General features: G+C 50.3%; 13 protein-coding genes. 2 read left to right on the top strand and 11 right to left on the bottom strand.

Annotated elements, in window-relative coordinates; genetic code table 11:
* Positions 1–192 precede the first annotated feature (192 nt).
* Positions 193–360, top strand: coding sequence for a DUF2897 family protein (locus tag HF257_RS13125; protein WP_185708753.1), 168 nt, complete (start codon positions 193–195; stop codon positions 358–360).
* 8 nt (positions 361–368) lie between these two features.
* Here HF257_RS13125 and HF257_RS13120 read toward each other — a convergent pair whose 3' ends face one another.
* Positions 369–1,217: an urea carboxylase-associated family protein gene (locus HF257_RS13120; RefSeq protein ID WP_185708752.1), complete on the bottom strand. Its 849-nt coding sequence runs from the start codon at positions 1,215–1,217 to the stop codon at positions 369–371.
* A 15-nt stretch (positions 1,218–1,232) separates the two neighbouring features.
* A complete protein-coding gene (locus HF257_RS13115) occupies positions 1,233–1,877 on the bottom strand; it encodes a GntR family transcriptional regulator (protein WP_185708751.1) in 645 nt (214 codons plus the stop codon).
* Between the two features lie 133 nt (positions 1,878–2,010).
* Here HF257_RS13115 and HF257_RS13110 point away from each other — a divergent pair, with 133 nt between their 5' ends.
* Positions 2,011–2,595 carry a TetR/AcrR family transcriptional regulator gene (locus HF257_RS13110; RefSeq protein WP_185708750.1) on the top strand — a complete coding sequence of 195 codons (585 nt, stop codon included), beginning with the start codon at positions 2,011–2,013 and terminating at the stop codon, positions 2,593–2,595.
* Between the two features lie 19 nt (positions 2,596–2,614).
* Here HF257_RS13110 and HF257_RS13105 read toward each other — a convergent pair whose 3' ends face one another.
* The 9 genes from HF257_RS13105 to wecB all read right to left on the bottom strand — a co-directional run bounded on the left by HF257_RS13105 (position 2,615) and on the right by wecB (position 11,840).
* A complete protein-coding gene (locus HF257_RS13105; RefSeq protein WP_185708749.1) occupies positions 2,615–2,947 on the bottom strand; it encodes a ComEA family DNA-binding protein in 333 nt (110 codons plus the stop codon).
* A 110-nt stretch (positions 2,948–3,057) separates the two neighbouring features.
* Entirely contained in the window at positions 3,058–5,052 is a 1,995-nt protein-coding gene (locus HF257_RS13100) for a polysaccharide biosynthesis protein (protein WP_185708748.1), read from the bottom strand.
* Positions 5,053–5,254: 202 nt separating this feature from the next.
* Positions 5,255–5,926 (bottom strand): aspartyl/asparaginyl beta-hydroxylase domain-containing protein, encoded by a 672-nt coding sequence (locus HF257_RS13095; protein ID WP_185708747.1) that lies wholly within the window; start codon positions 5,924–5,926, stop codon positions 5,255–5,257.
* Between the two features lie 113 nt (positions 5,927–6,039).
* Entirely contained in the window at positions 6,040–7,218 is a 1,179-nt protein-coding gene (locus HF257_RS13090) for a DegT/DnrJ/EryC1/StrS family aminotransferase (protein WP_185708746.1), read from the bottom strand.
* Positions 7,219–7,237: 19 nt separating this feature from the next.
* A complete protein-coding gene (locus tag HF257_RS13085) occupies positions 7,238–8,104 on the bottom strand; it encodes a 3-hydroxyacyl-CoA dehydrogenase family protein (RefSeq protein ID WP_185708745.1) in 867 nt (288 codons plus the stop codon).
* 14 nt (positions 8,105–8,118) lie between these two features.
* The gene (locus HF257_RS13080; protein WP_185708744.1) at positions 8,119–8,763 is read right to left on the bottom strand and encodes an acetyltransferase; all 645 of its coding nucleotides are present in this window, start codon (positions 8,761–8,763) and stop codon (positions 8,119–8,121) included.
* 72 nt (positions 8,764–8,835) lie between these two features.
* Positions 8,836–9,429: a sugar transferase gene (locus HF257_RS13075; protein WP_185708743.1), complete on the bottom strand. Its 594-nt coding sequence runs from the start codon at positions 9,427–9,429 to the stop codon at positions 8,836–8,838.
* A gap of 42 nt (positions 9,430–9,471) precedes the next feature.
* Positions 9,472–10,704, bottom strand: a complete 1,233-nt coding sequence (locus HF257_RS13070) for a glycosyltransferase family 4 protein (RefSeq protein ID WP_185708742.1) — start codon at positions 10,702–10,704, stop codon at positions 9,472–9,474.
* A gap of 5 nt (positions 10,705–10,709) precedes the next feature.
* On the bottom strand, positions 10,710–11,840 hold the full coding sequence (gene wecB, locus HF257_RS13065) for a non-hydrolyzing UDP-N-acetylglucosamine 2-epimerase (protein WP_185708741.1): 1,131 nt from the start codon (positions 11,838–11,840) through the stop codon (positions 10,710–10,712).

The raw sequence follows: 11,840 nt of genomic DNA, 5'->3' as shown, positions 1-11,840 counted from the left end.
AAGCTTACCAGATCCATTTGATCGCGCCTCATGGCGCTAGTATTTTGCTGACGACGATACCCGACAACTCCTGCAGCGATGTCTCGCTACGCGGACTTGCAAGGATTAAAATGAACCCCAAAGGGGTCTGTCGTTCAAAGCAACCATCACCGCAGGGAACTACCCTACGGTCAGCACTTCAAGGAGCGTCCTATGCCGTGGTATGCCTGGTTAATTTTAGTCGTCGCGATCGGCTCAATCGTCGGCGGTTTGTTGATGCTTCGCGACAGCGCCAACAAGGTCCAACTCACCGATGAACAACGCAAAAGTGTGGCCGAGCGCAATGCTCAAGCGGATGCCAAAGATGCGCAGGATCGGTGAATCCTCGGTTACTCCCAATCCGCCTTAGCAATTTGCAATCCGTGCTGCCCCTTGTAGGCAGCACGTTCCGGCTGACTCCAGCCGCCCAGTAGCGCCTCCTCCAACCTATAAATCTCAACCCCCAACGGACGACACACCGTCAGCGGGTCCTGTGCATCCGGCCCCCACATCGGTAACGACAAATCCCCACCTGGGCAGGTCGACAACGCACACAGCAAATCAATCTCGGCAAAAAACTCCAGGTAGTCGCCCTTCTGCGCCGGACAAGCCTTCATGAAGTACATGTCGTCATGATTGAGGCCCGTGCACTGGAAAATATTCAACACGTCATGCACGTCAAATTCTGTCAGCCCATGAGGTAATACCGCACGGGTCAGGTTCGAATGGCAATGATGATGGAAGTCCTCGCCCGTGAGCATGCGATTCACATACGGATCGCAGCGCGTACCCAGCAAATCGTGCAACCGCCCACCGTGCTCATCGATACCGTAGCTCGCCAGGCTGTCATCGGTGATCGTCACCAAAGGCCGCAGGAACGGCAGGTTCGACCAAAGCCGATCATGGGTGCTGACATGAGCGCCCTGTAGCTGACGGGTACGCGCCGCCCAAAGGCGTTCGCGAGGATCGTTGGCGTTCCACACATTGAAGTCGCCCACCTGCGGGCCCACTGGCGTAGTCACACGAAACACATGCCCCGCCGGCACCTTCCACGCCTTGCCCGTACGGATGGGCACTTCGAACTGCTCGATCAGCGTGCGCTGCTCCTTTCGATCACGAATACGCTCATAAAACGCCGTATCTACCTGTAACGCCGAACCTTTACTGACCTGATAAGCGGCCGGATAGTCTTTGTACATGATGCGCATCCTCCATCAGGGGGTGGAAAACAGGGCCAACGACAGGCGTTCCGAATCATCCAGGTACAAGCTCATCGCCTCTCCTGCCGCCGGTTTGTCCTGCTGGACCAATAGTTGATAAATCTTACGGTCGCGCTCCAGCCAGGGCGACTGGAAACGCTGCTCATCAGGCGCAGCGCAAAACACCAGGCGCAGCTGGGCGATGACCTGGGCAAAAAACTCGTCGAACAGTGGGCTACGCATCAAGCCCACAATCAGTTGGTGGAATACCAAACTGTGAGTAGCTACAGCACGCCAGTCTTCGCGCTCCCGCGCCAGAGTGGTGGCGTCGATGGCGTTTTGCATGCGTTCAGATTGATCGTCAGTGAGCGCGCTGCTCTGGGCGATGGCCTGCAGCTCTAACGTGCGACGGACTACAAATAGATCACGCACTTCTGAGCGCTCAAGACGTCGGACCATCACGCCTTTGTTGCGCACATATCGGGTCAGACCCTCTTGCCCCAGACGATGCAGTGCCTCGCGAATCGTATTACGCGACGCGTTGTAAGCTTTGACCAATTCCACTTCGACCAACGCCATCCCCGGCAGCAACCGCCCACCGATAATGTCGGCACGGAGTTCCAGGGCGATCTGGTCGGCTAAGGACATGCTAAGCGTCATCACGGCCTCACGATTGTTGAACAATACCTAAAGCAAACGTCATCACTTTTCATGCCAATGCAACGCGGTCTTGTCGTGATGTTTAAAAAGGTTCACCTTCGTTAGAATGCCGCTACGTCCCCGAGGCATCCCAATGCGTTATTCACAAGACCACAAAGCCCAGACCCACCAACGCATCATCAAGGAAGCTTCCGTTCGCTTCCGCCGCGATGGTATTGGTGCCACGGGGCTACAGCCATTGATGAAAGCACTAAATCTTACACACGGCGGGTTTTACGCGCATTTCGCCTCCAAGGACGAATTGGTGGAAAAGGCGCTGCAGGTTGCTGCTGCCGAGTTGGATGCCCATTGCGAGATGCTCTTCAGCCAAGAAAGGCCACTGGAAGCGTTTATCGACAGCTACCTGTCGGAATGGCACCACACGTCCCCAGGTGAAGGCTGCCCGCTGCCCACCATGTCATCTGAACTAGGGCTAAGAGGCCAGCAAAGCGCAACGACCGATGCGGTGCTTGGCGCAAGGCTCAAGCAAATAGAAGCAGCACTGGCGGATGGACGAGGCGATACTCAGGGATTGCTGTTGATGTCGACACTGGTTGGAGCGCTGGTGCTGGCCAGAAGTGTCGAAAATCCGGCCCTGGCGGCGCGGATCATGGATGTGGTCCGTGATAGCTTGAAAGCGCAGATATGTGAGCCCGAGGATGAAAAGGCCGGTCAATGACCGGCCCTCCTGATATGTATTAGTTGATTTCCAGCCTCTCGCGATTCTTCTCCAGCAACGCCTTGCCGATCCCCTTCACCTCCAACAACTCATCCACCGCCGTGAACGGGCCATTGCTTTCACGGTAGGCGATGATCGCCTTGGCTTTCGCCGCGCCGATGCCAAAGAGGTCACGGCGTAAGGTTTCGGCGTCGGCGGCGTTGAGGTTGACCTTGGCGGGTTGCTCGGTTTTGGAGAGTTGGGCGGTGATGGGGGTCGGGGCTTCGGGCTTGAGGGAAGGGGCTGCGGTGGTGGTGAGGGTGAGAGTAGTGAGGAAGGCGAAGATAAGGGAGGTTAGGTAGGGGGTTTGCATTTGACGCTCCTTGGGATCGATAAGTGAAAAAGCAGCTTTTCCGAAGCTGCTTTTCAAACTTAGGCGATGTTGGGGATTCGTCAAAAGTACTTGAGTAACAGGGTATTAAATCAGGGCTCCTGTCGACGCTGTTGGTAGATCCAATCGACAATTTCCCCATCGGGGGAGTAGCCACTGACGGTGTCGCGAAGGAGTTGGCGGACCCGGGTGTAGTCGTCTTGGTCCACTGCGGCCAGAAGCTCGACCAGCTTGCCCTTAAGCACTTCCCAAGAGAGATGGTCTTCGTTTGCACTCATGATCATTGGGTGCTGGGTGGCGACGACGTTATCGCCAATCAGTAACTCTTCGTAAAGCTTTTCGCCGGGACGTAGCCCAGTGAATTCAATGGCGATGTCGCCGTGGGGGTTTTTGTCGGAACGCACGCTCAAGCCGGAGAGGTGGATCATCTTTTCGGCGAGTTCGACAATTTTTACGGGCTCGCCCATGTCGAGTACAAACACGTCGCCCCCCTGCCCCATTGAGCCAGCCTGAATGACCAATTGCGCGGCTTCGGGGATAGTCATGAAGTAACGAGTGATTTTGGGGTGGGTAACAGTTAATGGTCCACCCGACTTGATTTGCTTATGAAATAACGGAATTACTGAACCGGAAGAACCTAATACATTGCCAAAACGCACCATCGTAAAACGGGTTTTGTTGACACGGGATATATTAGATTTGTCGCCAAACATCACGGGCGCCAGCTCCTTGCTGAGTGCCTGCAACGTGAGTTCCGCCAAGCGCTTAGTACTCCCCATCACATTAGTTGGCCTGACAGCTTTATCCGTCGAAATAAGCACAAAGTTGGCCACCCCGGCCTGCAGTGCTGCTTGAGCGGTGTTCAACGTTCCAATCACGTTATTCAATAAGCCTTCTGCGATATTATGCTCCACCATCGGTACGTGCTTGTAGGCGGCTGCATGATAAACCGTGTCAACACGCCAACTCTTCATTACGTCCAACAGCTTGGATGGGATTCGCACTGAACCCAATATAGGTAGAAGTCTTACCGGCAACGCTTCGCGGATCACCCGTTGTTCGAGTTCCGAGAGAATGCTGTACAGGTTGAATTCACTGTGCTCGAACAGCAGCAAGGTTTTCGGGCGAAGAGCCAATATTTGTCGACAGAGTTCAGAGCCGATTGAACCACCAGCACCTGTCACCAGGACGGTTTGCCCCTTGATGCAGTGTTCAAGCAACTCATCCTGCGCCGGAACGGAATCACGCCCGAGAAGATCCGCAATATCGACCTCTTGAATATCATCAACCTTCACTCGCCCGCTGGCCAAATCCATGAAACCCGGGACGCTTCGTACGTGCAGAGGAAAGCCCTCAAGAAAACCGAGGATCTCGCGACGACGACCGCGGTTGGATGAAGGAATCGCCAGCAGTATTTCCTGGGCGCCGGTAGCTTCGATCATCTGCTGAATATGCTTGGGTTTGTATACGTGCAACCCTGAAATGACACGGTCAGAAATACCGTTGTCATCATCAATAAATGCTACCGGTCGCATGACTCTTCCCATGCGCAACGCTGCCACCAATTGGTTCCCGGCAGCACCCGCCCCATAAATCGCAACACGGGGCAAGCCGTCCTCACGGCTTGTGAAAGGAACGTATTGAGCCGCGGTGAACCAATCGCCCAGAAAATACTGGCGCATTGCGAGGCGCAGGCCGCCTACAGCAATCAAGCTGAGCCACCAGTAGATAAAGATTATAGAGCGGGGCACCACATTTTCGTGGTTGCCGTACCAATAAACGACAATGCCCAGAATCAACGATGAAAGGGTGACAGCCTTTATGATCGCAATCAGTGCGTCGTTACCAAAATATCGCATCACTGCGCGATATAGACCAAAACGGACAAAAAGCGGAATCGCGACAATCGGGGCGGCGATGAACAGCCACAGATGAAGCTTCAGAGGATTCACCATCTCGTCCAATCCTAGCCTGACGACAAAAGCCAGCCACAATGCCGCCCAAACTACCAAAATGTCGGTAGCGACCTGGATCATTCGCTTCTTCCGCCGAGGCAGCCCCAGAAGCGCGGTCCGCAATCTACTCATAACCCTTTACCCATTCAGAAAATCCCTGATATTTCTTAACATTTCCAATCTTATATTTCTGAGCAGCCTTTGGCTTGAAATTTAGCAATTTTTTGATGATGCAAGCCTATTACTCAATGGGTTCCCTACAACCTAACCTCGTGCAAAACAAAGCCAAAATGAATGCTGTCACTAAATAACCTTTGCGGGCAGGCTGCCCGCCTCACTTTACATCTTTTTTCCCAAATACGCGCCAAGCAACAAACTTCTTAATCATCCGCATTTGAGCCAAAAAGTATTTTGGGTCTCTCCAAATGTTAATCAAAACAGATTTTACAAAACTAGATAACAAAATAACCAAGAAATAAACATCATGAATTCGACCAGACAGATTTTTGGCCGGAAGCTTTGAACTCACGCTCTTATTAATCGGACATTCGATGACGATATGAACCCGCGTGCAATCACTTTCATTTCTTACCTCATGCAAATAAGATGTGTCCAATGCCCAGAGTTCACCCTCTGCCATAATCACACGCTCTTTTGAAACATTGAAAAAGACACGATCATTCGTGATAACAGGAACATGAAATCGAATTCTGGCATTACTCGAGGCGCCGGTCAGATCGCGATGCGGATGCAAGACTGCGCCTGGCGACAAATAGTAAAAAACGCATATGCCGTCTTTCTCAGCACCCAAAAAATTATAAATCTCACTCATGAATGAATGGATATTTGGATCAAGCTCAATCTTATGCCACTGTATGTCCCCGTACTTGCCACCTTCGTGAACACTTGTTTTTTTATTTTCCAACTCTAAAGCAAGCGCTCTAATAGCTACCAACTTGTCCTGATCAAAAAAATTCTTCTGAATTAAAAAGCTTCCAGAATTCATAACACTTCCCTCGCCAGAAAATTGGTCACTTCACAGCTTAGCCCGTGAAGTGAGCCGCCTAGCCACAACACTTTCGCCTGTCAAAAAGTGACAGGCGACAAGATCCAATATAGTCACGTTAGGGTTGCTGATCGCATCACTGCGGATAATACACCACAGGTTTTATCTATCTCGTCCGCGCTGAGGGAAGGATGAACTAAAAACATAAGGCTCGTTTCGCCCAACTCCTTGGCAACTTCAAAGCGTGTGGTAGGACGCCACCCGGTGCCATCGAACGCTTTCTCTAAATAGACTTCGGAGCAAGAACCAGAATAGCAAGGCACACCTTGCGCAGAAATTTCCGCAAGGATTCGATCGCGGCTCCAATCGGCTCGAAGCTCATTGGGCTTCACAAATACGTAGCATTTATACGCCGCATGGACGATTTGCGCAGGAATATCAGGAACACGTAACCCCTTGATCTCTTTAGCAACGGACCAAATACGCTGGGCGTTGGCGATACGGCTACGATGCCAAGACGCCATTCGACGCAACTGAATCCGGCCTATGACCCCTTGTACTTCCAGCATGCGCCAGTTGGTACCAAAGCTATCATGTACCCAGCGAAATCCAGGGGGATGCTCGCGCTCATAGACCGCCTGCCAACTTTTTCCATGATCCTTGAACGACCACATGTCCAAGAACAAAGACCGATCGTTGGTGGTGACCATCCCTCCCTCACCACCGGTTGTCATGATTTTGTCCTGACAAAAAGACCAAGCTCCGATATGCCCGATGGACCCAACAGGACGGCCTTTATAAAGAGCGCCATGCGCCTGCGCACAATCCTCTATGACCTTCAAAGCATGGCTGTCAGCAAAGTCCATGATTGGGTCCATGTCGCACGGCCAACCGGCCAGGTGAACACAGATAATCGCGCGGGTCCGCTCCGTAAACACTGCCCTGATAGTATCAACCGTAATGTTTTGCGAATCCGGGTCGACTTCAGCAAAGACGGGGACCGCACCAGCATTAACGATCGAAGACACAGACGCCAAAAAAGTACGTGGCGTAACAATGACCTCATCGCCTTCACGGATGCCTAAAGCCTTTAGAGCCACGTCCAGCGCAACTGTGCCGTTAGCCAGCGCGACCGCGTAGCTCGTGCCGGCCCAGGCTGCGAATTCCTTCTCAAACTCTCGGGTTTCTTGCCCGGTCCAGTAATTGACCTTGTTTGACAAAATGACGTCGCGAACCGCGTTGGCCTCTTCTTCGCTGAAAAAAGGCCAAGCAGAAAAAGGCGTATTGAGCATCTCTGGCTACCGCTCCCAATTAGTATGAAAAGAAACCGCGTCCTGTTTTACGTCCCAGGAGGTTGCCGCGAACCATCTTCCGTAGAAGCGGGTGCGCACGGTATTTAGGATCGCCGGTTTCGTTATGAAGGGTTTCCATGATGGAAAGATTGACATCATTTCCAATAAGGTCAGCCAGCGCTAATGGCCCGATAGGGTGATTTGCGCCCAAGCGCATCGCCTTGTCAATCTCCTCCGCCGTAGCAACATCCTCCGCGAGAATACCAATAGCCTCGTTAATCATCGGAATGAGCATACGATTGACGATGAAACCCGGGGCCTCATTCACGAGCACCGGATCTTTACCAAGCATACGAGCAAAATCCAGGGCGCGAGCAACCGTAGCCTTGGAGGTCGTTAGCCCTGCAATGACTTCGGCGAGTTTCATAACGGGTGCGGGGTTAAAAAAATGCAAACCGACAACGTTTTCTGGATGCGTTGTTAAGCTCGCCAGGTGGGTAACTGAAAGAGATGATGTGTTCGATGCCAACAGAGTATTCTCGCTGGACACCTTTGAAAGCTCACTGAACACCAAACGCTTGACGTCAATATCCTCCGCGACTGCCTCAATAAAAATCTCGACATTCTCAAAGTCGGAGTAATCACGAACCACTTTAATTTTTTTAATGAAGTGCCGTGCTTGCGTAGCATCCAAGCGTTTTTTATTAACCAACCGTTCAAACTGAAGTTCAATTTCTGCCAACGCATTGGTTACGGACTCAGACGATCGTCCTTTCCAGGAAACGGAGTCAACGCAATCCGACTGTACAAGAATTTGAACTATTCCCTTGCCCATTGTACCGGTGCCAACGATACCAACATGCAGGCGCCTCTCTAAATCAAACATAAAAGCACGCCTCATCAACCAGCTATTGTTTTAAAGGCTTTTGCGGGGTTCCCAAAAAAGACGGTATTCTCAGCGACGTTTTTGGTTAACACCCCTCCCATTCCTAACATGGAACCTTGCCCCAACGTTACACCCTGCCGAATAGACGCACCGGTCCCAACCTCACAACACTCCGATAACTTGACATTACCCGACACAGCAACCAATGGTGCCACAGTAACAAAGTCTCGAATTACGGCGTCATGACCAATTGTGCAGTTCAAATTGATAATGACATGAGCACCGACTACTATATCAACCGTCAATATCGTGCCAGCACAGATAATGCTACCCTCTCCGATCGATACAAACTCGCTGTTAACAACTGCTGCAGGATCAATTAAGGTCGCAAATTGAGGCATCCCTGATGCGGCAATATTCTCATATATTTTTTTCCGTATTCGTGGGCTACCAACCGCGATCACATACAAACAGTCTGGATAATTGACCCAACTGTCAACCGTGCCCAAGACTGGGGAGTCGCGATATGTCACTCCCTGCACGGCAGGATTGTCATCGAGAAAGCCAACTACAGTGATGCCCAATCGGCGCGCCAACCAATAGACCTCTTTACCGAAACCACTAAATCCTACAATAATCAGTCTTTTGGACACGTCCATATCGGCTCCACCGCACAAATCATTACGACTATAAACATCGAACACTTAAACAATACTGCAGTACAGGCAAAATTAATCATTCCCAGTGAACTTAGACATCGTCACTTCACCGTCTCCGCTGATTCCTTCCCTTACCAAAACCTTCTTGACGGTAAGGAAAACGATTTTCAAATCCAGCCATATCGTTTGATTGTCTACATACCAAACATCAAGCTTAAATTTATCATCCCAACTAAGCGCATTGCGCCCATTTATCTGCGCCCAACCGGTTACACCTGGAAGCGCATCATGCCGGCGCAACTGCTCAGCATTATATAGGGGCAGGTACTCCATGAGCAAAGGACGAGGTCCGACCAAGCTCATATCACCTTTCAAGACGTTCCACAATTCAGGTAGTTCATCCAGGCTGCTCGACCGCAAAAAGCTACCGAAGGCAGTCATTCTCTCACTGTCCGGCAACGCATTGCCTTGAGAGTCAAAAGCGTCTTTCATGGTGCGAAACTTTATCATCTTGAAAGGCTTCCCCCGAAATCCCGGACGTACCTGACAAAAAAGCACAGGTGAGCCAAGCTTCCGACTAATCTGCCATGCAACAAACGCTATGATCGGCGATAAAAATAAAAGACCGAAAAATGAGGCGACAATATCAATAGACCGCTTCAGCACTTTCTACCTCGTATGCAAAACAATAAAAAACCATTATCAAAATCAACGCCTTTTACGCAGTGCTAACTGATGGAAGATTGAAGCAAATGCTTGAACCCCCTTCTCCAGCGATAAATTTTCGCGGTAGTAACGTCTTCCATTTTCCGCCATCACTTTCCTGTCAATAGGTGCTGCCGCGATTAGCGAATCAACAGCCATAACCATTGATTCAGGATCTTCGGATTGCGCTGTAACGCCACATTGGGCTTGGGAGACCAAATCCGCAGCATCCCCATCGACAGCCATCAATAATGGTTTTCCAGCAGCCATATAAGCTTGAGTTTTAGATGGAATAGTTATTGTAAATAAAGGGTCTTTTTTCAAATGTACCAATAATGCGTCAGCACTACTTAGATAGTTACCGACCTGCGACATAGGCACCGCGGCCAAAAATACAACATTATGAATTTCGTAATCTGCAGCTTTCTTTTTCAGGCTCGCGACCTCAACTCCCCCACCTAAAAACACAAACGTCACAGCGGTGTTTTTGGCCTGTAGAATTCTGGCAGCTTCCAGAACCGAATCCAGCGCCTGCGCTTTCCCCATATTACCTGCAAATAAGACACGGAACGTACTGGAGTCGGGGAAACCGGTAGGCAACGAACCGTCACTATCAGTAATTGTATCTTCAGCACACCAATTATAGATAACTTCAATCTTTTCGCGGGGTACGTCACGCTCTATCAATAGCCGTTTAAATCCAGGCGAAAGCACAGCGATATGATCGACACTTTTATAAACCCACTTACACCCCTTCGACACGATTTTCAAAGCGCGCTCATTGGAAAACATCCCAGTAGCACGGAGCGTATCAGGCCACATATCCTGAACGTCATACACTACCGGGATTCTTCGAAAAAAACGAATGATTGAAGCGGCAAAGCCCACCGTTAGAGGTGGGTGATAGGCGTAAATAACATCCGCACGCTTTGCTAAAAATAATCCGTAAAACAGGCTTGCGGCTGCGAAGCTTACGTAGTTGAAAATACGCCCCAAACCGCTTTGACCATGGCTCGGGTAGAGTGGCAGGCGCGTAACAAACACACCATCAATAACTTCCCGCTGTAGTAACCGCACTTTATATCCAGGGTAAATTTTACCACCGGGATAATTTGGAAAACCAGTAACCACTTCGACCTGAAGCCCCTGCTTAACTAACTCGCGGGCGAATATCATCCCCTTGAATGTGGGCTCCGGATCAAACCATTGGGTTAAAAGCAAAACGCGAACAGCCATTCCTTTTAGTACCTTTTCCAGACAACGCGCATTACATAGTCACGGTAGCTATGAATAATCCTGACAATTTTATCGGACACATTTGGCATACTGTAATCACTGACCAAGCGCAGACTGCGATCGCAACCGCGCTTCTGTCCCTCCAAAACCTGAAGCGCCTGCAGAACGCGACCACTTTCAAGTCCAACCATCATTACTGCAGCTTCTTCCATCCCTTCTGGTCGTTCATGAGCCTCCCGTAGGTTCAGGGCAGGAAAGTTAAGAATTGACGATTCTTCGTTAATAGTTCCACTGTCCGAAAGCGCGGCCTTAGAACTAACCTGCAATTTATTATAATCTTTAAAACCCATCGGTTTCAGCAAGCGAACATTTTTATGAAACGTCACACCCAACGCATCGACTCTCTTCTGCGTCCGGGGATGAGTAGACACGACAACCGGAAAACCAAATTGCTCTGCTACAGTATTCAGTACGCCGACAAGTTTAAGAAAATTTGTGTCTGAGTCTATATTTTCTTCACGATGGGCGCTAACAATGAAAAACTTTCCGTATTCCAGGCCCAGTCGCTCAAGCACATCAGAACTATCGATACCCTCACGATAATAGGTAAGCACCTCAAACATCGGGCTCCCTGTCTTAATGACCATGTCTGGAGATAGACCTTCACGCAACAAGTAATCTCGAGCAATGGTGCTGTAGGTAAGATTGATATCAGCAGTATGGTCAACAATGCGCCGATTAATTTCTTCGGGGACTCGCATATCGAAACAACGGTTTCCAGCCTCCATGTGAAACGTGGGTATCTTACGCCGCTTCGCTGGAATGACTGCCATACAACTGTTTGTGTCTCCCAATACCAACAACGCTTCGGGCACTACCTCCGCCAGTACACGATCAACTGCGATAATCACATTGCCAATTGTTTCAGCACCACTGGCGCCTGCGGCATTAAGGAAATAGTCAGGTTTACGAATACCCAAATCATCGAAAAAAATCTGATTGAGTTCGTAATCGTAGTTTTGGCCGGTGTGAACCAAAACGTGCTCACAGTGATCATCGAGCGCTGCCATCACTCTGGAGAGGCGAATAATCTCCGGACGGGTGCCTACGACAGTAACGACTTTTAACTTATTCAT

Source organism: Pseudomonas cremoris, assembly GCF_014230465.1.
Note: the sequence above shows the minus strand (reverse complement) of the source record. Positions and strands in the feature narration are given on the sequence as shown.

What these genes read in the sequence shown, in the direction of transcription:
- HF257_RS13115 (WP_185708751.1), bottom strand. Translation starts at nt 1,877, where the DNA reads ATGACGCTTAGCATGTCCTTAGCCGACCAGATCGCCCTGGAACTCCGT.
- HF257_RS13105 (WP_185708749.1), bottom strand. Translation starts at nt 2,947, where the DNA reads ATGCAAACCCCCTACCTAACCTCCCTTATCTTCGCCTTCCTCACTACT.
- HF257_RS13110 (WP_185708750.1), top strand. Translation starts at nt 2,011, where the DNA reads ATGCGTTATTCACAAGACCACAAAGCCCAGACCCACCAACGCATCATC.
- wecB (WP_185708741.1), bottom strand. Translation starts at nt 11,840, where the DNA reads ATGAATAAGTTAAAAGTCGTTACTGTCGTAGGCACCCGTCCGGAGATT.
- HF257_RS13090 (WP_185708746.1), bottom strand. Translation starts at nt 7,218, where the DNA reads ATGCTCAATACGCCTTTTTCTGCTTGGCCTTTTTTCAGCGAAGAAGAG.
- HF257_RS13070 (WP_185708742.1), bottom strand. Translation starts at nt 10,704, where the DNA reads ATGGCTGTTCGCGTTTTGCTTTTAACCCAATGGTTTGATCCGGAGCCC.
- HF257_RS13095 (WP_185708747.1), bottom strand. Translation starts at nt 5,926, where the DNA reads ATGAATTCTGGAAGCTTTTTAATTCAGAAGAATTTTTTTGATCAGGAC.
- HF257_RS13100 (WP_185708748.1), bottom strand. Translation starts at nt 5,052, where the DNA reads ATGAGTAGATTGCGGACCGCGCTTCTGGGGCTGCCTCGGCGGAAGAAG.
- HF257_RS13120 (WP_185708752.1), bottom strand. Translation starts at nt 1,217, where the DNA reads ATGTACAAAGACTATCCGGCCGCTTATCAGGTCAGTAAAGGTTCGGCG.
- HF257_RS13080 (WP_185708744.1), bottom strand. Translation starts at nt 8,763, where the DNA reads ATGGACGTGTCCAAAAGACTGATTATTGTAGGATTTAGTGGTTTCGGT.
- HF257_RS13125 (WP_185708753.1), top strand. Translation starts at nt 193, where the DNA reads ATGCCGTGGTATGCCTGGTTAATTTTAGTCGTCGCGATCGGCTCAATC.
- HF257_RS13085 (WP_185708745.1), bottom strand. Translation starts at nt 8,104, where the DNA reads ATGTTTGATTTAGAGAGGCGCCTGCATGTTGGTATCGTTGGCACCGGT.